We start from the raw sequence: 25,644 nt of genomic DNA on the forward strand, positions 1-25,644 counted from the left end.
TGTCTAAGGTAAGGTGAATCTTGCTACTTTGCCTGAAGTATACCCAGAAAGGTCGACAGGTTCACTTGATAATGTCATTGAAACGTTTTCTGGCGCACCTAAAATCACTTTATATGGCAGTTGACCCGCCAATTCGAGGCTTTGTCCGGCTTTTTTCACACCAGTAGAAAGTGTGTTACCCAGATCGTCTTTGACCGAAATCCAGCAATCACCGTTGAACGTAATCTTTAGTGTATTGCCCGCACTGGTCAGTTCTGCTGCAGAGACAGGTTCTTCTGCCGGGCTGTCATTTAGCGCTTCTTCGCCCGTCATCGGCTCTTCTGCCTCAACGACGGTATTGTCTTGCTCTTCGGTTGTCACTCCCGCTTGAGGTTCAACGTCTAGAGGCGCATCAGCTTCTAAAGTGGTGAAGTCATGCTCAGCAGGCAACTCCGCTAACTGCTCGTCACTTAACTGTTGTTCGATCTCTTGTTCTTGCTCGGTTGACGAGGTGAGGTCTTCAACCGCAGTCTCTTGGTTTTGCCACCACCACAATGAAGAAATACCGATAATGACAATCACGATACCCCAAGTCAGCGTCATAATGCGGCTGTCGTGTTTTTCACGATTGGTTTTGCGCGAAAAGCTTTTCATTTCTTGCGCTTCTGGCTCTACGGCTTTTTCTTCGCTGGAATAGGCTTTCAATACCGTGTTTACGTCCATACCGACCGCTTTGGCGTATGAACGAAGATAACCTTTAGTGAAAGTGGCGACTTGATCAGAAGCAAACTGGTTGCTCTCGATACTTTGAATAATCGAAACGCGCAGACGCAGACGGTCGGCGATTTGTTTTTGGCTTAAACCTAGTTGCTCTCGTTTTTGTTTTAATAAGGTACCGGCTTGTACCACATTGGTTTGTTCTTCTGGTGCTGTAATCTCTTTGTCAGCTGTCATGTCTTAACTTATCTCTCGACTGAATGAGTGGATTTCACATCACTTTTTTTATTCGTTATGGGTAGCGATGTCGTGGACGTACTCAAATACTTATTCGTTTGGAAACAGACTCCAAATCTCGTGCGTGCTACTAAATGCAGAGTTAATTCTCTAGAACGCTAACTTTTCATTCTAATAGATATCAAAGATGAAACAACATAGAAGAAGTGCATAATTTACAGGCAGCTCAAGGTTTTTCCTTAAATTGACATAAGATCGCGGCACATCTCGGTGATATATTCCATTTTATCGTCCTAGCGACGATAAAAAAGCCAGAGCATTGCTCTGGCTTTTTCATGTGAATATTTACTTATACCGCTTTCACGGCGATGGTATCGCCTTTCGCGGCTTTGAGCATCGCTGTACGTTTGGTTCGGTCAATGACATCACCAACCAACTGACCACATGCCGCGTCAATGTCGTCTCCACGAGTCTTACGTACCGTCACTGTATGTTCGTATTGCATCAGTGTTTTCTGGAAACGGTCGATGCGCGAGTTACTTGGTTTTTTGTAAGGTGAACCTGGGTACGGGTTAAACGGAATCAAGTTGATCTTACAAGGCGTGTCTTTCATCAGCTCCGCTAGTTCACGTGCGTGGTCCATATCGTCGTTGACGTGGTCGAGCAGCACATACTCTACCGTTACCTTACCGCGGTTTGCGTTTGAAGACGCGATATAACGACGAACTGACGCCAAGAAATCTTGGATATCCCAGCGGTCGTTAATTGGCATGATTTCGCTACGCAATTTATCGTTCGGCGCGTGTAGAGAAATCGCCAGTGCTACATCGATTTTGCCCGTCATTTGGTCAAGGCCAGAAACGACACCAGAAGTAGAAACGGTAACGCGACGCTTAGAAAGACCAAAACCAAGATCATCCAGCATAATTTCTAATGCCGGGATCAGGTTCTTCATGTTCAGTAGAGGCTCACCCATACCCATCATTACCACGTTGGTAATTGGGCGACGACCAGTCTCTTTCTGCAAGCCGATTTCACGCGCAGCGCGCCATACCTGACCAATGATTTCAGAGACTTTAAGGTTACGGTTAAAGCCTTGTTGAGCCGTTGAGCAGAATTTACATTCCAGCGCACAACCTACCTGCGAAGACACACACAACGTTGCACGGTCATCTTCTGGGATGTATACCGTTTCAACGTCTTGGTCGCCTACTTTCATCGCCCACTTGATCGTACCGTCAGAAGAGTGCTGAGCTTCTGCAACCGTTGGTGCTTTGATTTCGCACTTGTGCAGTAGCTTCTCACGCAACTTCTTGTTGAGGTTGGTCATGTTGTTAAAGTCATCAACACCGAAATGGTAGATCCACTTCATTACCTGATCTGCACGGAACGCTTTTTCACCTAACTCTTCAGCGAAAAACTGACGCATACCCTTGCGATCAAAGTCGAGTAGATTGATTTTTTCAGTGGTCATGTGGCCTCTCAAACGACGGAACATAGATTAAGGGCGCGAATTGTACAGCCTTTACGCAGTGACAACAAGAGCAGCAAGTCCCTTGATTTATTAAGGCATTAATAAATCGTGTGATTAAATTTTACACAGCAATTTTGACTACGTAAAATCGGCATAAAAAATGGCTCACTGATGAGCCATTTAGATAATTTGGATAGAATTTATAGACGTGGTTACAGCGCGGTCTGTTGTTTGATTTGCTCGACAATCGCTTTTAATCCATTGCCTCGAGACGGGCTCAAATGCGCGATCAATCCTAGTTGCTCGAAATAAGCATCGATATCGAACTGTTGGATTTCTTGACTCGATTTTCCTTCATACGCTGCCATCACCAAAGCAATTAACCCGCGCACGATACGAGCGTCGGAATCTGCACAAAAATGCCAGTGACCGTTCACTTGTTCGCTCACTAGCCATACTTGGCTTTCACACCCAGATACAGTTACCTGCTCAGACTTCAGCTCTTCCGGCATCTGAGGCAGCTTTTTCCCCCACTGAATCACTTGGCGGTAACGGTCTTCCCAACCTTTAAAGTTCTGCATAGTAGAGACTATCGCCTCTGCGGTGATCTCTTGACCAAATGGAGAAACAGGAAAAGATGACATAACACGCTCCAAATCAATGTGGCAATCAGCGTAACGCGCTTTAACGCTTATTTGCTGTATTTCTGAATGAGTTTTTCAACAATGCGCGAAACAGCAACAAAACCGAACGTAGCAGTGACAACGGTCGCTGCACCAAAACCACTCGCACAGTCCATGCGTTTGGGTCCTTCTGCGGTCGACTTTACGCCACACACGCTGCCATCAGGTTGTGGGTATTTAAGTTGCTCGGTCGAGAAAACACAATCAATACCAAACTTACGCTGTGGATTCTTTGGAAAATTATGATGACGACGCAACGTATCTTTGATTTTCTTTGCCAACGGGTCCTGAATGGTTTTGGTCAGGTCCGCTACTTGGATTTGTGTCGGATCCACCTGCCCGCCAGCACCGCCCGTAGTAATTACTTTGATTTTATTACTGCGACAGTACGCCAGCAAAGACGCTTTCGCTTTGACGCTATCAATCGCATCCAACACGTAGTCAAACTCTTTGCTGAGGTATTGGTGTTGATTGTCTGGCGTAATGAAGTCATCAATCAGATTCACTTTACACTCAGGATTAATCAGCTTAACGCGCTCAGCCATCACTTCGATTTTGCTTTGCCCAACCGTACCAGACATCGCGTGGATTTGGCGGTTGATATTGGTCACGCACACGTCGTCCATATCGATCAGTGTTAACTCACCAATCCCAGTACGCGCCAGCGCTTCCACGGCCCAAGAGCCGACACCACCAATGCCAATCACACAAACGTGAGCGGCACGAAGAATTTCAACTTCGCTGTTACCGTATAGACGACGCGTGCCGCCAAAACGTTGGTTGTAGTTGTCAGAAGCCGGAGTGTCGAGTTCGCGCATGGTGCTAGTTTTCCGCCAAAATATCGTGATACAAAAATAAAGAGTGCGTTTTATACGCACTCTTTATTAAAAAGTCTAGGTCAGAGGGTTATTGTAGCTTTTCTGGTGGCAATGCCCAAGGAGCTTGCGTACTTGAGTTGTCTAACCCTAGCTTCCAGACTCGACCAAAGTGTTTGTAATGGCCGGCCTCGGTTCCCGCTCGTGGTCCCATACCGTGGTAAAGGTCCAGATGGTTTTGCTTAACTGCGCCACCGGTATCCAACACGATCAGCAGACGTAACTGGTGCGCGCCACTCCAGCTGCCATCCGCGTTTAATAATGGCACTTCTGCAAGAATTGGCGTCCCCATCGGTAAGATAGAACGGTCTCCCGCGACAGACGCCATTGGCAACAACGGGATTCCAGCCGAGCCCGTCACTGGCGCATCGGCTTGAGGGTTAAAGAACACGTAAGACGGGTTTTGCTCTAGCAGTTCGCGTACCGTCTCTTCATCATTCGCTAATACCCACTCTTTGATGGCTTTCATCGACATGTTTTCACGTGTGACCAGCTCTCGCTCGATCAGCACTTTACCGATACTGATGTAAGCCTTGTTGTTTTTACCGCCGTAGGCAAAATACTCAAGCGTGTCGTCATCTTCAAAATGCACAAAGCCACTGCCCTGCACTTCCATCAAAAACGGATCAATCATGTTCGCTGCGTAGCCCAACTCTAGACCTTGACCTTCAAGCGCACCTGCATAGATTTGCGCGCGTGTTGGACAGTCTGAACTACAACTCGGTTTGCGGTATAAAGGGTATTTGAAGGTTTCGTTTGGTTCGTGGCGTAGCTCAATCACCGGAGAAAAATAGCCAGTGAACAACACATTACCTTTCTTGTCGCCACCGCCAAGTTGCGCAGCTTGGATATCAAAGTTGGCTAGCTCACTTGGATCGCCGCTTTGCAGCACCCACTCGTTGAGCTTGGCATACAAAGGCTGATACATCGCCGCCATTGACGATGACTTATTTACCACTTGCTCAGCTTGCTTTTGAAACTCAGTAAAGTCTCGCGGTTTATCCGATTCAACGACTGCAGATTTATTCAAAATGGAGTTGAACTCTCCATCAAGATATTGTTGGGCACGGTCGGTCGGTTGCGCACAGCCAAACAGTAAACTGGCTGCGGCGATTGGAAGATATTTTTTGAACACAGATTTTATTCCTTTCCAGCAATCCGCTCAGGATGACAAACTCAAAGGAATAGCGCAACGAGAGAGACGTTAACGAATGTTATTTTTGAATTTCTCTGACAATCGATAAACAGGTTGGTAGTGAGACTCGGAGATCAGCTTCATTTCGCTCATATTTGCATCTAGCACTTTGAACGTTTTTCGCTCTTCGCCAACGCTAAATTCGACCAATGTTCCATCAAAAGAAAACCGCGTACCTACATAGCGCCCAGCAATTTTCACGCCCTTGTCACTGAGCGTAAAAGAGTCAACAGAATAACCAGCGACATCTTGCTCAACCCAAGTGCCATATAAAGGTGCTTTCGGGTGAATCGCATCTTGAATGCGTTCAAAGATCGGCATGGATAGCGCGACAATTACCGCCGCGATAGCGATAATGCTGGCTTGCATCAAACGCTCAAAGCGCTTCTTCTTGCTTACACTGAGTGCGTTGACTTTCTGTTTAACTATTGCGGTATTGATAAGATCACCTGTTGATTGAAATCTAAGATCATCACAATGGCATCACAGCTCAATCGCATGAGTCCATTGTTCAGGCTTGTTTAAATACCACCAGTGACAATACCGAACAATGATCTAAATAAAGACTTTGTTCATCTGCATAGAAAAACCACTTGCCGAAAAAAGAATAAAATTGCACTATCCATAAATATAAATTCATTTCGGATTGTAGCGTGAAGATTAGAAACACAGCATTAGTAAAAGGATTTAGACAGTCTGTTCCTTACGTCAACGCTCACCGTGGAAAAACCATGGTGATCATGATTGGTGGTGAAGCGGTGGCAGATCATAACTTTTCTAACATCATCAGCGATCTCGCCCTGTTGCATAGTCTTGGGGTAAAAATCGTCTTGGTGCACGGCGCACGCCCACAAATCAATGCCATACTCGAACAAAACAACTACGACACGCCCTACCACAAAGGGGTGCGCATAACCGACGAAACCTCGCTGCAATACGTTATGCAGGCCGCGGGACAGCTACAGCTTTCGATCACAGCCCAGCTTTCTATGAGCTTGAGCAATACGCCGATGGCTGGTGCACAGCTTAACGTCGTCAGCGGTAACTTTGTAATCTCGCAACCACTTGGGGTGGATGATGGCGTCGATTACTGCCACAGCGGGCGCATTCGTCGTATTGATGTCGCGGGCATTAACCGTATGCTTGACCAAGGCTCGATTGTGTTACTTGGGCCAATCGCCAGCTCAGTGACTGGTGAATCATTTAACCTGTTATCAGAAGAAGTCGCGACTCAGGTTGCGGTCAAACTCAAGGCCGACAAGCTGATCGGCTTTTGTTCTGAGCAAGGGGTCATTGACGAACAAGGTAACGCGGTTGCCGAACTGTTCCCTCGAGAAGCAGAGCAGATATTGCAAAAGCTGGTCACTGATTCTGAGCTTGAGGGTGGCAATTCGTCAGGCACACTACGTTTCTTGCGTGCGGCAACTACTGCCTGTCGCGCAGGCGTTCCTCGCAGCCACTTGGTGAGCTACAAAGTAGACGGTGCATTGATTCAGGAATTGTTCTCGCTAGACGGTATCGGTACGCAAATCGTCGAAGCCAGTGCGGAGCAAGTTCGCCTGGCCGACATCGATGACATCGGTGGTATCTTGGATTTGATTCGCCCGCTTGAGGAACAAGGCATTTTGGTCAGACGCTCCCGCGAGCAGTTGGAGCAAGAGATCCATCAGTTCACCATCATTGAGAAAGACGGCCTGATCATCGGTTGCGCGGCGCTTTACCCCTATGTGCAGGACAAGATGGCAGAAATGGCCTGCGTGGCGATTCACCCAGAATACCGCGACGGAAATCGAGGATTGTTGTTGCTCAATCACATGAAGCTGCAATCAAAAGCACAAGGTTTGAAGTATCTATTTGTTCTCACGACCCACAGTTTACACTGGTTCAGAGAGCAAGGCTTCCACGAGATGGGGGTGAACTTCCTGCCGTCGCAAAAACAAAACTTCTACAACTATCAGCGAAAATCGAAGGTGCTCGCGATAGAACTTTGATCAATCAAAAGTATGAAATTTATCGTCTCAGTACGTTATTTGGTTAACTTGATGAAATTTCTTACTAGGATGCCCTTTATTTCATATCATCTCTTGGTTAAAATTTAGGCTCCCGTTTCGGGAGCCTATTGGACTTATCTCCGCTTAATCTTGTGATTAAGTCGCACGGATTGCTTGAGACTGAAACAACGTCATTAAGAGCAACATTCGATGAAACCCATCAAAACTATAATTTGTAACTCGGTTCAGAGCTTTTGGGATATGGCCGATAACCAATTGCTAGCAGGGCTAGACGTTCACTGTGTATTTCCAGTGACCGAAGGGATGAAGGCATTTATCCTTAACTATCAGGAAAAATACCAAATCCGCAGTATCTCATTTACCACATCACTGTAAACCTAACAGCAAACCAGGGATGGTTATGCGCTTCCCCACCCCACTCGTAATTTAACTAATGGTACTTAATTAACTGCGCGACAATCGACTGACTAAACCACTGGCTCGTTCGGTTTTCACTTTAATCCCACGCTTCACTACTCGATCATCAACATACAAGCTTAAACGATGTTTAGCCCGTGTAATGCCTGTGTAGATTAGCTCTCGCGTCAGTATCGGGGTAAAGTCCGGCGGCAAAATCATCAAGGTATGACTAAACTCACTACCCTGTGATTTATGGATCGTCATCGCGTAGGCAGTTTCATGCTCCGGCACTCGGCTTGGCAGTACCGACTTCACGCTACCGTCAGGTAATTCAAAGAACACCTTTAACTTACTCTCACCTTCGACCTCATCACGAATACAAATGCCGATGTCACCATTGTACAGACCAAGCGCATGGTCATTGCGCGTAACCATAACCGGTCGGCCGTGATACCAGATCTCATCCTGAACTTGGATTAACTTTCGTGCCGCGAGTGCTTTTTCGATCCGCAAGTTAAGCCCTGCCACGCCAAAGTCTCCTTCGCGCACAGCACACAGCAGACGACATTGTGCAAAAGCATCTAACGCAGCTTTTGCTCGGCGCTCAATGCGCTCTGGTTCGCCGCTGTCTGGATCCATCTCGGCTTGCGAGGCACGTTTGAGGTAAGGCGCGTATTCGGTCACTAACGACTGAATCAGCTGGTTGTAATGCTGGCTGTCGATTGGAAACTTCGCGATGTCGCTAAAGTCTTTGTGCCAAACATTATCGACGTTTTGCGCCGAACCTGAGTTAACCGCTTTAGCCAGTTGTCCGATACCGGAGCGCGCATCGAAGCGATAACTTTTTTGCAGCATACACAGACTATCGGCGATACTCGTTGTTTGACTATTTCCTTGAGCAAGGGTTTGATAACCCGTCAATTGTGCAACCAGAGCGCCTTGCTGAGCGCTGTAACCAAACTGGTTAAACGAGCAAATATCTCCCAGCACAGCGCCGGCTTCTACAGACGCCAACTGATCTTTGTCACCCAGTAGAATTAAACGTGCGTGCTTTGGCAGCGCGTCGACCAACTTGTACATCATAGGTAAATCAACCATCGACGCTTCGTCGACCACCAAAATATCTAGGTGCAATGGATTATCGTGGTTATGTCTGAATTCCGCGCTGTTTGGGATTGCGCCCAGCAAACGGTGAATTGTGCTCGCGTCAGTCGGGATCGCTTGCTTTAGCTCTGGTGAAACCGGAAGCTCGTCAATCGCTTTACCAATCGACTCGGTTAACCTTGCGGCGGCTTTACCGGTCGGCGCCACCAGCTTAATCGTAGGCAGCTCACCCAGTTGTTTCGCTTGTTCAATCAGTGCCGCAAGCAGTTTGGTTACCGTCGTCGTTTTACCCGTGCCCGGTCCGCCGGAGATCACCGCAAAGCGTTTGCTCAACGCAATCGCGGCTGCGACTTTTTGCCAGTTAACACACGCAGACAACGGCACCAACTGTTCCAACACAGATAGTTGCTCGATTTTTGATACGCCTTGGAGCTTTTGGCCTATCGTAGGCCAATCGAGATTTTCATCGTCAACGACATCTAAGTGGTCACACACCAAACGCTGTAAAGCGACCGGTGTAACTTTCGACTCTTGCTCTAATTTCTTAATATCTTCAAACAGATAGCGATAGTTTCTCGCAAACAAGTGCGCGAGCAGCTCTGAAAGTTTTTGTACTTCATCGGGCTTTAGGAGCATGGGTGTCCCAAAGCTATTTAATCTCTCAGCAAGGGCGATTTCATAATGCCAGTAGCGGTGCAAATAGAGTCGTTCACCGTCAAACATCAAAGGTAATGCTTCACCTTGTTGACCAACCAAAGCCGAAGCCGTAAGCAACTCACGCCAATCAGTCGCAATGAGCTGCTGGTTAAGTTCAAGTGCAGCATCGCCAAACAACCCGAGTTTGGCGGCCAAATCAACCGGCTGTCCTTGTGAATCATGCAATGGCAAACAGATATGACCTTTGCCCAACTCACTGCTGACTACACCTGCAATAAACGCTAATGCTTGGTCTTGTGACTGCGCCAAGATAAAGCGGGCAAATTGGTAATCAAGCTGACGAATTGAACCTTTCTCTGCTAGTTGTTTTAATTTCTCTACCAAGTTCTGCATGATTAAATCAACTCCATCTGGCCAGAACTGTTGTGTCTGGTATCGATATTTTGTCCGTCAATTAAGCGGTCCATATCTTGTAAAAACTCCAAGCTCGGTTTGGCCGAGAAGATGCCGTGCTCGCTTTCACCATCCATACCACGTAGGAAGAGATAGTAGACACCGCCAAAATGTTGCTGATAATCGTAGTTCGGTAAGCGGCTGCGTAAAAAGCGGTGCAGTGCTAACGCGTAGATTTGATATTGCAGGTCGTATCTGTGCTCAGCCATCGCCGATTTCAGCGCCTCGCCGTGATAGTGGCTTACGTCATCGCCTAAATAGTTCGACTTCCAGTCCAAGACAAAATACTGACCATTGTGTTCAAACACTAAGTCGATAAAGCCCTTGAGCATGCCGTGCACAGTTTGAAAACCAAGATCACCCGCTTTGGCTGATAATGGGTCATGACGTTGAATCACGCGGTTTAACGCTGGCGCCGCCAGCACTTCTATCGGTAACAAGAATTCCATTTCCACCAAGCGTTGTGACGGCTGCTTATGGTTGAGTGTTAACTTCTTACCGTCGAGTGGCGTTGCTAGCACCGTATCGATCAGCTGTTGTAAGACGGGTAGCCACTCTTCTTCGAGCTGTTCGCTTTCCATCAGCGCCAAGATCACCTGCGTGTTCTCATCGCCGGTCGCGGGTTGCGTAAACTCTACTTCTTCAAACAAGCTGTGCAGGAACGTACCTGGCCTTGCACCGCGTGGAAAAGTGAAAATCGTTCGTTCTGGCTCAAGCACTTCTTCTTGGTCTTGCTCTCCAGACGAGTCAACATCCAGGCGCATTAAGTCTGTCAGCGCATCGTCGCCATGGGTCGAGTGGCCTTGCTTAATCAAGCCAGAATAACTGGTGATACGCCAGCTGCGGTCGATGCCATTTTGCAGCTCGCGCGCGCGCAATGATTGCGCTTGTGATTGGCTAGCAACAAACGGCGTGTCGTGTGGTTCTGGTAAATCAGCCAACGCGACACAATCAAGCTGCTCGACCTGTTTCTGAATAGCGAGGGTTAAATCGTTGATGCCACCTTCTTGGCCATTTTGCAACAGGTAGCCCATTGCACTGCGGTGCACGCCAGTTGGCTCTTTGCTTGAACGTCCGTTACGAATCGGGGCAGCGCCGATAAAACAGCCGTAGACTGCACGGGTCAGCGCCACATAGATTAAGCGTAAATCTTCCGCAAGGCGTTCTTTGTCCGCTTGCTTGAGTGAGTCACCCTGCCCGCTTATATCCAGCACAGTGCGGTCACTTTCTGCATCGTAGTATTTGGCTTCACTCGCTTCTCGATAACTGAGCACAAACGGCAACATCACCAAGTCATACTCAAGACCTTTCGATTTGTGAATCGTGACGATTTGTACCAAGTTCCTTTCGGATTCTAAGCGCTGGATTTCGTCCTCACTGCCGCCCAAGCCATTTTCTGCATCACTGATCGACTGTGCCAGCCAACGCAATAGACCGTGGTCGCTATCGAGTTCAATACTCGCCTGCTGTAACAGTTCCCCGATGTGCATTAAATCGGTCAAAGTGCGCTCACCGCTTTGCTCTTCAAGTAATCGCTCGGCAATATGACGCTTGCTGATCACGCTGCGCAGCATCGGCAGCACACCGCGCTGAGTCCAAAGCTTACGGTATTCCTTGAACTCATTGATCGCGTTTTCCCACTCATTCTCATCGTTATTGAGCTTATCGAGTGTGCCGGCATCAAGGGCAAACAGTTCAGACGCCAAACTTGCGCGCAACGCTCGATCATTTTCCGGCGTCAGCACCGCTTGCAATAGTCGCTGCAAGTCCTGTGCAACCGTGGAGGTAAACACACTGTCTCGGTTTGAAAGATAAACGCTGGCAATGCCTTGTTTCGCCAACGCCTCTTTGATCATCCGCCCTTCGTTACCCGTCCTGACCAACACGGCAATGTCACCCGCTTGGATAACTTGTTTACCTTTACCGGTTTCAAAGTAGGCTTGCTCTTGTTGTGCAGCGCTAAGAATCGCGTGGATTTGGTCTGCGCTCGCTTGCGCCATCGCGTTTAAATACTCGCCTTTAGCAAGCGGTTTGTCGTCGGCGTCCTGCAGCCAATAGGTTAACGCAGGTTGCTTTTGACCATCGATGGTCCAAATCCGTTGTTCGGCATTCGGACTGTAATGGACAGGGGTAAATGGGATGTCTTGGTCGTAGATAAATGGGCTGTCAGGCAATGCAAACACCTGATTCACCGCCGAGACCATTTCAGCACTCGAGCGCCAGTTAGTCCCAAGCGTAAAATGAGAAGAGACCTGCTTACGTGCTTTAATGTAGGTAAAAATATCTGCGCCACGGAAGCCATAAATCGCCTGTTTCGGGTCACCGATCATAAACAAACCGCATTCAGGGTTATGCAGATAAATGCGGCTAAAAATACTGTATTGCAGTGGGTCGGTATCCTGAAATTCATCGATCATCGCCACCGGATAAAGTGAGCGAATGCGCTCTGCCAACAGCATTGATTCATCGCTATCAATCGACGCAGAGAGATTCGTCAATAAGTCATCAAATGATAGCCACTGTTTCTGCTGTTTTGCTTGAGCAAGCATGTCACGACAATGTTCGATCGCATGAGCCAGAATCGGCGCTTTAAGTGAAATGGGCTGGGCAAGGAAGCTTTCAATCTCCGCAAACACCGGATGTGTAGGCGGCGTGCCTTTCGGAGTCTTTTCGACCAGCACGTTTTGCGCAAACTTCTCCAGCTTATCCGGATAGTCATAGCCGCTGGTTTCACTCGCCGCCCATTCGTTCACTGCTTCAAGCCACGCAGGCAATGATTTTTTGCTATAACTGCGCTTGTTCACGTCCGAATCGCTGATCAGCGTGAGGTAGTCGTCTTGGCTTTCACGCCATGCAGCTTTCAACTCGTTGATGCGCGCTAAGTTGGCTTGGTGCAGATCGGCCAAGCTGCCTTGCATCGCTTCGACCGTCAGTTTCAGCGGCGCGCCCGTAAGATAACGACTGATATCACCCAGCAGATCAGACGGCGCAGACCAAATTCGGCGCACTTCACCCGCAAGATGGATCGGCAACGGATAGAAGTTGCGTCGCCAGTAGTCCGCGACAATCTGCGCTTTGAGGTGGCTTTCGTCGGTAACGAACTCGTTGCTAAAACGGCTGCCAGACTCAAACGCGTTTTGCGTTAACATCCGTTGGCAGAAACCGTGAATGGTATACACCGCGGCTTCGTCCATTTGTCTTTCGGCTTGAAGCAGTATTTCTGCTGCTTGCTTGTGGTCGGCAATCTCTTCCAGCAACGGCGCGATGACTGGGTCATCACTTTTGCTTCGCGAAAAAGCAAGCCTTGCGGCGTGGATACGCGCGCGGATACGGTCACGTAATTCGGCGGTCGCAGCTTCGGTAAACGTTACGACAAGGATTTGGTCGACCGTTAACGGCACCCGATGTTTTGTTTCAGGACTGCCATGACCCAAAAGCAAACGGAGGTATAAACCAGCAATGGTGAAGGTCTTGCCTGTGCCCGCCGATGCTTCGATCAAACGCGCTCCGTGCAATGGAAAAGTCATAGTATTTAGCGTTGTCGCTACTGACGTTGCTGTCATAAATATCTAGCCTTTAAAACAAAAAGTCGGAATGCCAATGTGATCCTGACTTAAAAATGCAAATTATTAGTAAAACTGCTTGGTACATAAGATCTTAATGAGATCTGCCTCACGGCAGAACGCTGTACGAACCGCTAGTATCCACCGCACGCGTTGAGCAGCAACCGCTGCAAGATACCAACCCAATCATGGTCCCTCTGACCTGTGGCCGTACAGCGAACGCCCTACACAATAATGATTTACTGGCGGCCACTTAATTTCCCAATTTGATCTTCACGACGATTCCATATCTTCGAGTGTTTTCGCCGCCAATCTTGGTGCTTGAATCACTAACGCCGCCAGAGTGCGAACCTGTTTCGCTAGTTCCTCGTTCCACGTTGGCCAAATGCGTGCAATATACGCGTTGTTACCTTCGCCATTCACCATGTAACCATCGTTAAATGTGTCTGCCATTTTCTTCAATGATTTTTCTTCATCATCGACCCAATTACCACGGCTAAAGCCCGCTTCAACGCTCGCGAGTGCGGTTTTAGGGAAATAGGCCAAAGGCTGCGTCATCCCTTGATAGAACAAACGAACCAACTCAGCCAACAACGACTTAGCTTGTGATGCGTCGTCAATCGGTGGGTAAACAAGGTGAACTACGCCCTCTTTGCGGTCATAACCGATAAGATGGGTTCGCTTAGCTTGTTTCATCGCACACATCGCAAGGTGGTCAATCCATGCGGCCAGATAATCTTGCGCGCGAATAGCCCCGCTGCGAAAACGAATTAGACCAGAGGCGTAGTGCTGGGTTAACCAACCGGTTAAATGGATCGGTTTACTTTCACCGAGCAGATCAAAAGTGAGTTTGACTTCTAAGTCATCACCTTGGGATTGACACAACCAAGTCAGTTTCTCTACTAGCTCTTGCGTTTGCACGCGGTTGGTTTCGAATTCGATGTCACCAAATGCACCGACAGGCAGTTTGCCCTGCGCTCGCTGCTGCTCAACAAATTGGGAAATGATCGCTTGAGTATCGGCTTGTCCCTCCAGTTGCTGCCCTAGCAAAGTAGCGAGTAAGTTGTCGCGCATTTGATAGCTTTCCAGCCCGCCCAGAACAAACGGTTCATCATCTTCCATGACTGGCAATGGCGGTTCAAACACCACCTTTAAGCGTCGGTTGAAGAAATACTGCACGGGCAAACGCCAAAACCGTTGCAACTCGACCAAATCGAGCTCCAATGGATACGTCGCACCGTCAAGGTAGTCACTCAACTGACGATTAAACTCGCCACCACCTTGTCCTTGTCGATTCGCCGCCGGCAACCACTCTTTCGCATAACTGGCTTGTTCACCGACAAACGCATCAACAGAAAACGGCACCATAGGATGGTGGTGAATCAAAACTTTCAGCAGTTGGTCACCTGAATCATCACAAGGCAGTGCTTCGTCACCAGCTAAACAATAGTTCTGGTGGCAATATTCCATCAGCTCAGATACCAATACCGACGGAACTCGCTCGGTGTTGTCTTGTATCGAACGGCCAACGTAGCTGATGTACAAAGTTTGCTGCGCCGATAACATCGCTTCTAAGAACAGATAGCGGTCATCGTCTCGGCGCGAACGGTCACCAGGTTTCGCGCGGCCGTTCATTAAGTCAAACCCTTCTGGCGGAACAGAACGCGGGTAGATCCCGTCATTCATCCCCAGCAAACAGACGGTTTTGAAAGGTATTGAGCGCATTGGCATCAAGGTACAGAAGTTGACTTGTCCGGCGAGGAAACGCTGACTCACTCTTGTACCAGACAACTTATTTTGTAGATATTGGCTGATGATCGATGGCGTCAGTGGTTGCTCAAACGCCGCATCGGTAAGCTGCTCTTTGAGCGCCGCCAAGGTATCGCGGATCGATTTAAGCGCCGCTTCGCCTTCTAACTCGACGGTGAAAAAGTCATCCAACAAATGGGTTAACACTTCTCGCCAACTGTCGACGGATTGCGTGCGAGCCAGCTTAGTGCGGTAGCTATCAATGGTTTCGATAAAGTGTGCCAGTTTACCCGCCAGCTCTGCGCCCATGCCCTGAACTTCGTTAAACGGCGAAATCGCGCCAGAGGTTGAAGCAAACAGCCCCGCAGATTCTGGCATCGCATAGCCCAATAACATCCGCTGAATACCAAATTGCCACGTGTTCTGTACCGTCTCTGGCAGATCAAATTCGCGTCCGGTCGATGCGTTCAGTCCCCAGCGAATGCCAGACTCTTCAACCCACTGTTTGGCTTGGATGAAATCGTCTTCGCTCAACGCAAAGCGCGCCAAGATCGCCGGTGTTTCCAAAAGCTCTAGCAGCTCAGAGGCCAGACAACGGGTGTTCGGCAGGCTCACCAACTGCATAAAGGCGTTTAAGATCGGGCTTTCTTGGTCTGCCGTACGGTCTGAAATCGAATAAGGAATATAACGTTCACCCGGCGCATTACCGAATACAGCTTGGATAGCCGGGCTGTAGGCATTGATGTCGGCAACCATGACGATGATATCGCGCGGCTTAAGCGTTGGGTCAGCGTCAAACATCGCCAACAGTTGGTCGTGCAGCACTTCCACTTCACGCATTGGACTATGACAAGCGTGCAGAGACAACGAGCGGTCGCCAGTCAAAACGACTTGTTTATGCTGGCTGGTTTCTAGCGCTTGGTCGTCTTGGTGTTCCTCAAGGTTAAGGATATCGGCTTGCAGTTGATGGAGCAGCGAATCGCGCTCAACATCGACAAAAGCTTCAATTTCGTGCGACTCCAACTGCGACAACAAATACATATTATCGCGGCCAAGTTTGCCCATTGACGCCAACAAGCTGTTGCCAACCACGTTGGTATGGAGCTCGTCAGAGAGATTGTCTTCGAGGCTGCCTTTAAGCTGGGCGCTTTCCCCATCTTGTTCTGAATGATCTTGTTGCCAGACGAGGTGTTTACGGTGCTGGGCTGCCAATCGCGCAAGGTATTTTCGATCGCGCACTTCACCCCAGTAATAACGACACGGGTTGGTGAACATTAAATGCACATCAATGTGTTCACCGATGGCTTTCAGTGCATCCATGTAGCGCGGCGGCAGTGAAGTGATACCAAAAACAAATAAACGCTTCGGTAGGTGTTCAAAATTGCCGCTGTAGTTATCGAGCGTTTCGATAAAATGCTCGTATAAATTGGCGCGATGATACGGTGATTGGTCGAGGGCAACAGTATGATCATAAAGCGCCTGCCAAAGTAGTGGCTGCCATGGGTGCTCATCTTCAAGCTCGGCTACGCGTTGCCCTGCTTCCCACGCGGCTATCCATTCTGGGCGATACACCAAGTAGCCATCAAAAATATCGGCGATTTTTTCCGCCAATTGGTACAACTTACTGGCATCAGGGTCATTGTCCAAGTAACGGTTGAGCGCGGCGAACTCTGGCAGCTCCAACATGCTTGGCAAGATCGTCATCAACTTCCACGTCATCGCTTCTTTGTTGAAAGCACTGCGTTTTGGCACATCGGGAAGCACTTCGGTAAACATGTTCCAGATAAAGGTCGCAGGCAGCGGAAATTCGATGTTGGCAGCCACACCAAACTCTTTCGCCAACTCCATTTTTAACCACTGAGACATACCTGGGCTTTGCACCAGAATCTGCTCCGCTTCGAACGGATTTTCGAGTGGATTGAGACGAATCAGCTCAACTAACAGCGACTTGAGGATATCAACTTGGTTGGAGTGGTAAACAGTAAACAAAATAAGTGCACCGAGCGCCAGTTTAAACTGTGAGCTAGCTTAGCACAGGGAAAATTTTTCCCGCAGCAATCTTGAGACTCGAGATAACAAAAGGTTAGCTAATACACAAACTGGTCACGAAACATCTAAATTTAACATGTAAGCGAAATCTTACACTTCAGTACACAGTGTGATTTACGTCGCAATATTCCGAAATAAAAAACACTGTTTTATACTTCAGCACTGATATTAATATAAGTAAAAAAACGTATGTTTCGTAAAGTTACTTCTAACAGCGCTTGGCTAGTTGCCTTTTTTGCTTGCTTTGTCCCTTACTTGGCAATAGCTTGCTATCCCTTTTTAGTGTCAAGCAACCAATCTGAACCACTGACGTTATTGCAGGGTTACTACCTGCTCTCAACTCAATACGCATGGCTGGGCTTGATTGCTGTGCCATTCATGCTGCTAAGCTTGCTGTTTTCTGTTCTGCCACCACGCTGGTTTAAAGGTGTGGTTATTGCTATCGCGATCTTTATGTTGGTGATGCTTAAAGTCGATATTTTGGTCTTCCAGCAATACAAACTGCACATCAACGCACTCATGATTCGGATGTTCTTTGAAGGCGCTGACGAAGTCTTTGGTATCTCTTGGATGAGTTGGCTGATTTTTATCGGCGATGTGGCGTTACTGGTCCTTGGTCTGGCGTGCACGGTTTGGCTGAGCACTAGATTGCTTCATAGCCGAGCGAAGTTCGTTCTGATTGGTGTGTGGTTCGCATTGTTGCTTAGTACCCAAGCCGTGCACGCGTACAAAAATGCATTGTACGACGATGAAGTCAGCCAGTTTTCCAATAACTGGCCGCTTTACTACCCGCTCACCGCACGCAAGTTTATCTATAAACATCAGCTAGTGGATGAGAGTATCGCGTCAAAGAATCGCGTTGAGTTGACCAACGTTGAAAGCAGTGCGCTCAACTACCCGCTAGAGCCAGTGAATGTGGTCGCCAAAAACAAACAACCCAATGTTTTGTTCATCTTAATCGATGCCTGGCGTTATAGCGATGTAACGCCAGACGTGATGCCTAACGTCAGTCAGTTTATCGGCAAAACCTCTAACTTCACCCAACACATGAGCGGTGGCAACTCGACGCAAGCGGGCATATTCAGCCTGTTCTACAGTTTGCCTGCGACTTATTGGGACAGTTTTCATGCTAGCCAAACCTCTCCGGTATTCATCAATACCCTGCAACAACAAGGCTACCGGATGGGAATCTTTGGTTCTGCGCCACTGACCAGTCCACCGCTGTCACGTACGGTATTTAAGAATGTGAAAAACCTGACGTTGCAGCGTGGTGGTGATAGCAAATCTGAGCGCGATCAAGAAATTACCGACGAGTTTATTCAGTTCCAGAGTGAGCAAAGCGATAAGCCTTACTTCAGTTTCTTGTTCTACGACGCGGCTCATGGTACCGATTTTCCTGAGCCTGACTTTGCCAAGTTTAAGCCTTACTGGGAACGTGTTGACCATATCCTACTCGACAATGAGTTTGACGCGTCGCTGTACCACAATCGATATAAGAACTCGCTCTACTACATTGATAACTTGATCGAAAAGGTGCTGGAGAACGTCGATTTGGACAACACTATCGTGGTGATAACGTCCGATCACGGTGAAGAGTTTAACGATCACAAGATGAACTATTGGGGGCATTCGGGTAACTACAGCGATACGCAGGTTAAAGTGCCGCTGTATGTCTATCTTCCCGACCAGCAACCAGCGCAAATCGACTATCGCACCACCCATTACGATATTGTGCCGACGTTAATGAATATGCTGTTTGATGTCGATGCCGATACCTCTTCTTACAGTGTCGGTTACGATCTGTTTGACGATAACGAATCTCGCGACTGGTTTATCGCTGGCAGTTACTACAACTACGCTCTGGTAGGGAAAGAGACAATGCTGGTGGTCAACCCCGGCGGTCATTCACAGCAATTTGATCGTCAATTGCAAGTCGAGGATGATCAACCAGTTCCGGTTGATGTGATTCGTTCAGCCTTGGGCGATATGTCCCGTTTCTATCACCGTTAACCTCAAAAATCTCAACAAAGCACCCCAGCACCGTTCCTGCTGGGGTGTATTTTTCCATTCACGACTATCACACTAACTCTCGTACTAAAGCCTTTCTGTCAGAGTTCGTTTCTGGACGAATAAGCAAATTGCTACAACACTTAATCACAACGTTAAACACTTATTAATCCAAAATTTAAAGCGCCTTGGATATGCCCTTACCGAGATGCCTTGTATCTCAATCTCTGAGTTTGCCCACACATAGGACAAGCAAAGTAAGGAGTCGATGATGGATTTTATCACTGGTTACTACCACTCTTTTATTGCCTCCATGTCCAGTGTCGAAACATACAGTCAGATTGGTATTATCACTCTAATCTATTTGCTCGCGTATCTTCTGGCGAATCGGGTGTATAAGTACGTCCCCATTCTGCGCGCACCACCGTCTCCAGAGAGTGACTTCCCAATTCGAACCTTGGTCTATCGCTGCGGCAAACTGCTATTCCCTATCTTGGCGATACTGCTACTGAGGATTTCTCTCGAGTTCAGCCAGCTCTATATCCAACATGGTTGGGTGATCAAAGTGGCATTTGCGATTGCTATTCTGTTGCTGTTCAACTCCTTTATTACGCTAGTGATCAGAACTCCTCTGGTTGCGATCGCGTTTCGCTGGATTGGTATTCCGATTCTGGTGTTTTACGCCATCGGGATACTCGATGACATCATTAACATCCTCGAATCGATGTCGATTGAACTGGGCAATATTCATTTGTCCGCGTACGGCCTGGTCAGAACGCTGATTTTTGGCTCGTTACTTTTCTGGCTCGGGCGCGTCTCAAACGCCACCGGTCAAACCATCATTCGTAAGCAACAATCACTCGACTTTCGTACGCGTGAAATTGTCGCCAAAGTGTTTGAAGTCACGCTGTTTTTTACCGTTATTCTTCTGATCCTGCAGTTGATGGGCATCAACCTCACCGCGTTGGCGGTATTCGGTGGCGCGGTCGGTGTTGGGCTGGGTTTTGGTCTACAAGCAATAGCCTCGAACTTTATCTCCGGCATCATCATTATTTTTGACCGCTCGATTTCCGTCGGAGATTACATAGAGATGGAAGACGGCCGTACGGGAACGGTCACCGAGCTCAATATGCGCTCAACCACACTCGAAACCTTTGATGGTAAAGATATTGTGGTTCCGAACGAAAAGTTCATCTCCAGCTCGTTTACCAACTGGACGCACAAAAACACCAAACAACGCTACCGAGTCGATTTTTCAGTCGCTTATAAAACCGATGTTCGCAGCATGGTAGAGCTAATCAAAACTGCGGTGGCCTCTCACCCGCAAGTATTGAGCGGCCCGAGTGTTCCGTTTGAAGAGCGCCCGGATTGTGAAATAGACAGCTTCGGGGATTCAGGGATCAATATGTTTGTAGAATTTTGGATGGAAGGGATTGATGACGGGCGCAATCGGGTCGGAGGTGACCTATTGCTAATCATTCTCGAAACCCTGCAAAACAATGGCATCGAGATTCCATTCCCACAACGCGATATTCGGGTGGTGTCTACTGGCGATGGCGAGGAGTTTGCCAAGAAACCTTAAATACTGGAGCAACAAAAAAGCCCCTTGGAGTCAGCCAAGGGGCTCGATTGAGAACGGACATTAAGCGTGGTGCGCGGTCATTAAACGCGGTTTGACCAACAGATGATTGATGTACTGCAGTGCAACATAACCCACCACAAGCGTCGCAACCACTAACTCAATACCCGCCAACCCACGCACTTGCGCGATATAGTGCTCGGCTAGTCCGTGTGTTTCCATCCAGTTCGCCATTTTAAATAACGCCGTCGCACCAATCACCATCGGAAAGGTAAAGGCGGCATAACCTGGACTGAATGGCAGTCTCAGCAGTTTGAAAAACGCCAAGTAGATAATCGCCGTCATCAACACTGCAATACCAAACAGCAACGCAATCACCACCGGAGATGGCGTGCTGACAACAGTTAGATACCCCGCCAGCGAAAGACTCGCTGGCGCTGCCATGATCGCCATCGTCGGTTTTGCCGCGTCAGGAATCTCATGAGTAAACATAAAGCGATAAATCATCATAGGTAACATGACGGCGTACGCACACATGCCAAACACTAAAGCGCCATGTGCGATCGGCGCTAACGCTGGGTTACCCGAAAACGACACGTCCGCGACGATAATGCCCACCGGCGGTACAAACCAGCTTGGAACCATATGATGCAATTCAAAATCTTGCAAACGGTGGTAAACAAAGCTCACCAAAAACACAATATGCAAAAGAACCGCAATCAACCAAAGCACATCACCTACGATTGAGTAAAAATGACCAAGTGAGTTCGACACTACCATGGTCGCCATCGCAAACGTCGGCACAACACTGCCGACTACAGGATGAGCAAGGTCCTCTCTTAGCAGGTGGTTATGCAGCAAAAACTTCGTCGCCAATACCACCAGCAACACACTCGCGATCCCAGAGCTCATCCACTGTCCGTAGCCTTGTAGCTCAATCGCATTCTCCCAACTCCAGCCCAAGCTGGCGATACCAAGCGCCAAACCCGCCATTGGGGTTGGTGCAGCCATTACTTTCGCTTTTGTTTTCTGAATCATGTTGACCTCACAGACAGACTCACTGTTGATGTCAGCGATATTACACTTGCACTTCGTTCTAATATATCTAATTATTTAAAACAAACGTTCAGTAATACTAAACATCATATTATGGCCAGCAATATCTCACTTAAACAGTTACGGGTGTTTATCGCCATCACCCAACACGACACGCTAACGTCCGCGTCGGAAGCCTTGTTTCTCTCCAAAGCGGCGGTGAGTATGTCGCTCGCCGAACTGGAAAAGCAGATCGGTCATTCTTTATTTGACCGGGTCAATAACCGACTGATTCTCAATCAGGAAGGACAAAAACTTCTGCCTCTCGCCGATGAACTGATCGAGCGCGCAGAGAACATTGAGCAGCTGTTTGAGGGTGACCAAACGCTTGTTGGTGCGTTGAGAATTGGCGCCAGTGACACTATTGGCAATCAAGTCGCGCCTTATTTGTTAAGCGATTTCAGAAACCACACCGGGCACAAATCGCAAAGCCTATTCATTTCCAACTCGGCATTGATTTGTGAAAAGTTGGTCGATTACGAGCTCGATATTGCCTTGATCGAAGGTAAAACTCTGCACCCGCAGTTGATTTCTCAGCAGTTTAGCGAAGATGAAATGTGCGTGATATGCTCACCGTCATCTCCGTTAGCCACTCAACAAAGCTTTACTGTCGGCCACTTAGAAAACAGCGATTGGATTTTGCGCGAAGCAGGCTCGGGCTCGAGAGAGTTTTTCCTCCGCGCGATCGCCCCACGTATCGAGCAGTGGCAAGAAGCGTTTCAGCTCAACACAACCGAGGCGCTGATTAACTGTGTATCGGCAGGATTAGGACTAGGCTGCTTATCTAAACTCGCCGCCGAACCAGCGCTAAAAGATGGCCGTGTGGTAGAGCTCAAATTGCCACTGGATATGAAACGCCGTTATTGGCTGCTGGTGCACAAAGAGAAATACCAAAGCCCTTTATTGAAAAGCTTTATCGAATTCTGTGACCAGTGGAGTAAAGAGTAACCACCTAGTTCGCATATCCTAGGGGTTGTCTGGACTTAACTGGTCAAAAACTGTATAAACAGACAGTAATTACTTGGGCAAATTTAACTAGAGGACCAACCATGGCTGTAATCGTCAAGTACGTGGTAGAACGCAATGGAGAAGAGAAAATGACTTTTACCTCTAAAGCGGAAGCTGACGCATACGATAAAATGCTTGATATGGCGGACGAGCTATTTGAGCTACTAGGTAAAAGTGAACTGCTGGAAGACGAAGGCAAGCAAGAAGACTTGGCTATGTTTCTGGCACAAAACAAAGAAGAAGTGCTGTACGCACTGGGCGCAAAACGCAAACCTGCACCAAAGAAAGCAAAAGTGGCTGCGGTTGATAAAGAAGAGCCAGAAGCTCAAGAAGACGCGGCATAAGCACCCAAACCAGCCAATCAGAAAACCTCAGCCATTGCTGAGGTTTTTTCTATTTAGGGAAAAGCAAAACCGTTATCTTTACCCTAATTGCACTATTTCAAACAGGCTAAAATACCTCTATTCCTCACCTGAGAGCAGTCCAATGAACTACCACATTGAAGTTTGTATCGACAACTTAGAATCCCTACACAATGCAATATCTGGCGGAGCAACGCGCATCGAGCTGTGCTCGTCCCTGTCGTTAGGCGGATTGACGCCAAGCTTTGGCCTGATGAAAAAAGCCGCCGAGATCTCAACCGTACCCGTTTACGCCATGATTCGTCCGCGCCAAGGGGATTTTCTCTACGACCAAGATGACATTGATTCAATGATGCATGACATCGAAGCTGCCGCAGAAGCAGGACTGCAAGGGGTTGTGTTTGGCGTCCTAAAAGCCAATGGTGACGTTGATCTCCTCTTAGCTCAGCAATTGGTAGAGAGAGCAAAATTATACGGACTGGGCGTGACTTTCCACCGAGCTATCGACCAGTGCAGAAACGCAGAACAAGCGCTGGAAGCGATTATTGGTCTAGGTTGCGAACGAGTATTAACCTCTGGCTTAGCGGCGAATGTCGAACAAGGGGCCGACACATTAGCCAAGATGGTCAAACAAGCAGACGGACGAATTTCAATCATGGCTGGCGCAGGACTTAACGCCAGCAATGTGGCGAAGTTGGTGGAAAAAACTGGCGTGCGAGAAGTACATCTGTCCGGAAAAACCACTCGCCCAAGTAAAATGGCGTTAGTGGCCGAGAGCGCAAAAATGGGCGCACAGGACGTCGATGATTTTGCGATTCCGGTTACCGATTCCAACGCCATTCGTCAGGTCGTTGAGGCTCTCAGTTCTTAACTTCGAGATACGTCTTTGCACACTCGCGATGCTAACATATTGAATATAGAGACCAATAGTTAGCTATCTCGCAAGGAGCAGAGTATGGGCAACGGAAAGCTGGATAAAAAGTTCTATCACAAAGAGCTAGAACGCTTGCAAGTCGAGTTAGTGAAACTGCAAGAATGGGTAAAACGTGACGGACTCAAAGTCGTCGTAATCTTTGAAGGTCGAGACGCCGCTGGCAAAGGTGGCGTCATCAAACGCATTACCGAAAAGCTCAACCCTCGTATCTGCCGCGTCGCAGCCCTACCTGCCCCAACGGAAAAAGAAAAGACCCAGTGGTACTTCCAGCGTTATGTGGCGCATTTACCTTCTGCCGGAGAAATCGTGCTGTTTGACCGCAGTTGGTATAACCGCGCAGGGGTCGAAAAAGTGATGGGCTTTTGTAACGAAGATGAGTACGAAGAATTTCTCCGCTCTTGTCCAGAATTCGAACGCATGCTGCAACGCTCGGGGATTATCCTGATCAAATACTGGTTTTCCGTTTCCGACGAAGAGCAAGAACAGCGCTTTCTGGACCGCATCAACACTCCGCTGAAACGATGGAAATTCAGCCCAATGGATTTGGAATCACGCAACCGCTGGGTGGAATATTCAGAAGCCAAAGACAAGATGTTTCTGCACACTGATTCGAAACATTGCCCGTGGTGGGTTGTGCCTTCTGATGACAAAAAGCGCGCGCGGCTAAACTGCATCAGCCATTTGTTGAGCCAGATTGATTATCAGGAAGTGGATTACCCACCAATTGAGCTACCCGAGTTGAATAAAGAAGGCTATATACGCGCCCCCGTCGAAGAACAAACCTTTGTCCCGCAGAGGTATTAGGGCGTATTACTTCAACGCGTCATCGATGCTTTGCTCACCAAGGTGGCGAACGTCTTTGCCTTTGACGAAGTAGATGATGTATTCACAAATGTTTTGGCAGCGGTCACCAACTCGCTCAATTGCGCGCGCTGACCACATGACCTGTAGGATATTGGGAATGTTTTTCGGGTCTTCCATCATGTAGGTCATTAGCTGACGGATCACCGCTTCGTATTCTGCATCAATTTTATCATCTAGCTTGTACACTTCTGCCGCTGCATCTACGTCCATACGCGCGAACGCATCCAGTACTTGGTGCAGCATAGTGATCGCCTGACGGCACAAAGGCTCGAGCGAAACCTGAAATTGGCGCTCTTTAGAGGAAGGACTTTCGATCGCCACATACGCCATCTTAGTCGCGACATCGCCGATACGTTCAAGGTCGGTAATGGTTTTGATGATCGCCATGATCAAACGTAAATCTTTCGCGGTCGGCTGTCGCTTAGCGATAATACGGGTACAAGCTTCGTCGATAGAGACTTCCATCGCGTTGACTTTATGGTCGTCGCGCACCACTTTTCTTGCTAGTTCAATGTCCTCTTTATTCAACGCCTGCATAGCGAATGACAATTGCTGCTCAACCAAACCCCCCATGGTTAATACATGGGTACGGATCGATTCGAGCTCGACATTAAACTGACCTGAAATGTGACGACCAAAATTCATGAAA

The 25,644-nt window shown here is 48.2% G+C and carries 19 protein-coding genes; 8 read left to right on the forward strand and 11 right to left on the reverse strand.

Translation table 11 applies throughout. The annotated features are described in order from the left end of the window. Positions 1–3: 3 nt before the first annotated feature. The 6 genes from AKJ31_RS13550 to AKJ31_RS13575 all read right to left on the reverse strand — a co-directional run bounded on the left by AKJ31_RS13550 (position 4) and on the right by AKJ31_RS13575 (position 5,529). Entirely contained in the window at positions 4–933 is a 930-nt protein-coding gene (locus AKJ31_RS13550; protein ID WP_053409632.1) for a RodZ domain-containing protein, read from the reverse strand. A 349-nt stretch (positions 934–1,282) separates the two neighbouring features. Further along, complete coding sequence (rlmN, locus tag AKJ31_RS13555) at positions 1,283–2,407, reverse strand: dual-specificity RNA methyltransferase RlmN (protein ID WP_053409633.1); 1,125 nt, start codon at positions 2,405–2,407, stop codon at positions 1,283–1,285. Between the two features lie 212 nt (positions 2,408–2,619). After that, complete coding sequence (gene csdE / locus AKJ31_RS13560) at positions 2,620–3,051, reverse strand: cysteine desulfurase sulfur acceptor subunit CsdE (RefSeq protein WP_053409634.1); 432 nt, start codon at positions 3,049–3,051, stop codon at positions 2,620–2,622. Positions 3,052–3,098: 47 nt separating this feature from the next. Beyond that, the gene (gene tcdA / locus AKJ31_RS13565; protein WP_053409635.1) at positions 3,099–3,908 is read right to left on the reverse strand and encodes a tRNA cyclic N6-threonylcarbamoyladenosine(37) synthase TcdA; all 810 of its coding nucleotides are present in this window, start codon (positions 3,906–3,908) and stop codon (positions 3,099–3,101) included. 88 nt (positions 3,909–3,996) lie between these two features. After that, positions 3,997–5,100: a murein transglycosylase A gene (gene mltA, locus AKJ31_RS13570; protein WP_053409636.1), complete on the reverse strand. Its 1,104-nt coding sequence runs from the start codon at positions 5,098–5,100 to the stop codon at positions 3,997–3,999. A gap of 69 nt (positions 5,101–5,169) precedes the next feature. Continuing rightward, positions 5,170–5,529 carry a DUF2850 domain-containing protein gene (locus AKJ31_RS13575; RefSeq protein WP_053409637.1) on the reverse strand — a complete coding sequence of 120 codons (360 nt, stop codon included), beginning with the start codon at positions 5,527–5,529 and terminating at the stop codon, positions 5,170–5,172. 284 nt (positions 5,530–5,813) lie between these two features. Between AKJ31_RS13575 and argA the strand changes: the two genes are divergently transcribed. Both argA and AKJ31_RS13585 read left to right on the forward strand, forming a co-directional pair. Then, positions 5,814–7,151, forward strand: coding sequence for an amino-acid N-acetyltransferase (gene argA, locus AKJ31_RS13580; protein ID WP_053409638.1), 1,338 nt, complete (start codon positions 5,814–5,816; stop codon positions 7,149–7,151). Between the two features lie 210 nt (positions 7,152–7,361). Next, a complete protein-coding gene (locus AKJ31_RS13585) occupies positions 7,362–7,547 on the forward strand; it encodes a hypothetical protein (RefSeq protein ID WP_072161342.1) in 186 nt (61 codons plus the stop codon). 69 nt (positions 7,548–7,616) lie between these two features. On the opposite strand, the gene recD is transcribed toward AKJ31_RS13585, so the two are convergent. The 3 genes from recD to recC all read right to left on the reverse strand — a co-directional run bounded on the left by recD (position 7,617) and on the right by recC (position 17,086). Further along, positions 7,617–9,725: an exodeoxyribonuclease V subunit alpha gene (gene recD, locus AKJ31_RS13590; RefSeq protein ID WP_053409639.1), complete on the reverse strand. Its 2,109-nt coding sequence runs from the start codon at positions 9,723–9,725 to the stop codon at positions 7,617–7,619. Between the two features lie 2 nt (positions 9,726–9,727). Then, positions 9,728–13,348, reverse strand: a complete 3,621-nt coding sequence (recB, locus tag AKJ31_RS13595) for an exodeoxyribonuclease V subunit beta (protein WP_053409640.1) — start codon at positions 13,346–13,348, stop codon at positions 9,728–9,730. A 273-nt stretch (positions 13,349–13,621) separates the two neighbouring features. After that, positions 13,622–17,086 carry an exodeoxyribonuclease V subunit gamma gene (gene recC / locus AKJ31_RS13600; protein ID WP_053409641.1) on the reverse strand — a complete coding sequence of 1,155 codons (3,465 nt, stop codon included), beginning with the start codon at positions 17,084–17,086 and terminating at the stop codon, positions 13,622–13,624. Positions 17,087–17,335: 249 nt separating this feature from the next. Here recC and AKJ31_RS13605 point away from each other — a divergent pair, with 249 nt between their 5' ends. Beyond that, positions 17,336–19,156, forward strand: coding sequence for a DUF3413 domain-containing protein (locus AKJ31_RS13605; RefSeq protein WP_053409642.1), 1,821 nt, complete (start codon positions 17,336–17,338; stop codon positions 19,154–19,156). 265 nt (positions 19,157–19,421) lie between these two features. Further along, on the forward strand, positions 19,422–20,735 hold the full coding sequence (locus AKJ31_RS13610) for a mechanosensitive ion channel family protein (protein WP_157052360.1): 1,314 nt from the start codon (positions 19,422–19,424) through the stop codon (positions 20,733–20,735). A 60-nt stretch (positions 20,736–20,795) separates the two neighbouring features. Here AKJ31_RS13610 and AKJ31_RS13615 read toward each other — a convergent pair whose 3' ends face one another. Then, positions 20,796–21,770 carry a TDT family transporter gene (locus AKJ31_RS13615; RefSeq protein ID WP_053409644.1) on the reverse strand — a complete coding sequence of 325 codons (975 nt, stop codon included), beginning with the start codon at positions 21,768–21,770 and terminating at the stop codon, positions 20,796–20,798. A gap of 111 nt (positions 21,771–21,881) precedes the next feature. Here AKJ31_RS13615 and AKJ31_RS13620 point away from each other — a divergent pair, with 111 nt between their 5' ends. From AKJ31_RS13620 to ppk2, 4 genes are all read left to right on the forward strand, one after another. Next, entirely contained in the window at positions 21,882–22,775 is an 894-nt protein-coding gene (locus AKJ31_RS13620; protein ID WP_053409645.1) for a LysR substrate-binding domain-containing protein, read from the forward strand. Between the two features lie 101 nt (positions 22,776–22,876). Continuing rightward, positions 22,877–23,179: a YebG family protein gene (locus AKJ31_RS13625; protein ID WP_053409646.1), complete on the forward strand. Its 303-nt coding sequence runs from the start codon at positions 22,877–22,879 to the stop codon at positions 23,177–23,179. Between the two features lie 142 nt (positions 23,180–23,321). Then, the gene (locus AKJ31_RS13630) at positions 23,322–24,068 is read left to right on the forward strand and encodes a copper homeostasis protein CutC (RefSeq protein WP_053409647.1); all 747 of its coding nucleotides are present in this window, start codon (positions 23,322–23,324) and stop codon (positions 24,066–24,068) included. A gap of 84 nt (positions 24,069–24,152) precedes the next feature. Next, entirely contained in the window at positions 24,153–24,935 is a 783-nt protein-coding gene (gene ppk2 / locus AKJ31_RS13635; RefSeq protein ID WP_053409648.1) for a polyphosphate kinase 2, read from the forward strand. A 6-nt stretch (positions 24,936–24,941) separates the two neighbouring features. Here ppk2 and phoU read toward each other — a convergent pair whose 3' ends face one another. Next, complete coding sequence (gene phoU / locus AKJ31_RS13640; protein WP_053409649.1) at positions 24,942–25,640, reverse strand: phosphate signaling complex protein PhoU; 699 nt, start codon at positions 25,638–25,640, stop codon at positions 24,942–24,944. Positions 25,641–25,644 lie beyond the last annotated feature (4 nt).

It is taken from the genome of Vibrio hepatarius, from assembly GCF_001274785.1.
In the GTDB taxonomy this organism is placed as follows: domain Bacteria; phylum Pseudomonadota; class Gammaproteobacteria; order Enterobacterales; family Vibrionaceae; genus Vibrio; species Vibrio hepatarius.

Bases quoted from the DNA above. Each gene is read 5' to 3' on its own strand.
- AKJ31_RS13550 (WP_053409632.1), bottom strand. From the start codon at position 933: ATGACAGCTGACAAAGAGATTACAGCACCAGAAGAACAAACCAATGTG.
- rlmN (WP_053409633.1), bottom strand. From the start codon at position 2,407: ATGACCACTGAAAAAATCAATCTACTCGACTTTGATCGCAAGGGTATG.
- csdE (WP_053409634.1), bottom strand. From the start codon at position 3,051: ATGTCATCTTTTCCTGTTTCTCCATTTGGTCAAGAGATCACCGCAGAG.
- tcdA (WP_053409635.1), bottom strand. From the start codon at position 3,908: ATGCGCGAACTCGACACTCCGGCTTCTGACAACTACAACCAACGTTTT.
- AKJ31_RS13575 (WP_053409637.1), bottom strand. From the start codon at position 5,529: ATGCAAGCCAGCATTATCGCTATCGCGGCGGTAATTGTCGCGCTATCC.
- AKJ31_RS13585 (WP_072161342.1), top strand. From the start codon at position 7,362: ATGAAACCCATCAAAACTATAATTTGTAACTCGGTTCAGAGCTTTTGG.
- recD (WP_053409639.1), bottom strand. From the start codon at position 9,725: ATGCAGAACTTGGTAGAGAAATTAAAACAACTAGCAGAGAAAGGTTCA.
- recB (WP_053409640.1), bottom strand. From the start codon at position 13,348: ATGACAGCAACGTCAGTAGCGACAACGCTAAATACTATGACTTTTCCA.
- AKJ31_RS13605 (WP_053409642.1), top strand. From the start codon at position 17,336: ATGTTTCGTAAAGTTACTTCTAACAGCGCTTGGCTAGTTGCCTTTTTT.
- AKJ31_RS13610 (WP_157052360.1), top strand. From the start codon at position 19,422: ATGATGGATTTTATCACTGGTTACTACCACTCTTTTATTGCCTCCATG.
- AKJ31_RS13615 (WP_053409644.1), bottom strand. From the start codon at position 21,770: ATGATTCAGAAAACAAAAGCGAAAGTAATGGCTGCACCAACCCCAATG.
- AKJ31_RS13620 (WP_053409645.1), top strand. From the start codon at position 21,882: ATGGCCAGCAATATCTCACTTAAACAGTTACGGGTGTTTATCGCCATC.
- AKJ31_RS13625 (WP_053409646.1), top strand. From the start codon at position 22,877: ATGGCTGTAATCGTCAAGTACGTGGTAGAACGCAATGGAGAAGAGAAA.
- AKJ31_RS13630 (WP_053409647.1), top strand. From the start codon at position 23,322: ATGAACTACCACATTGAAGTTTGTATCGACAACTTAGAATCCCTACAC.
- ppk2 (WP_053409648.1), top strand. From the start codon at position 24,153: ATGGGCAACGGAAAGCTGGATAAAAAGTTCTATCACAAAGAGCTAGAA.
- phoU (WP_053409649.1), bottom strand. From the start codon at position 25,640: ATGAATTTTGGTCGTCACATTTCAGGTCAGTTTAATGTCGAGCTCGAA.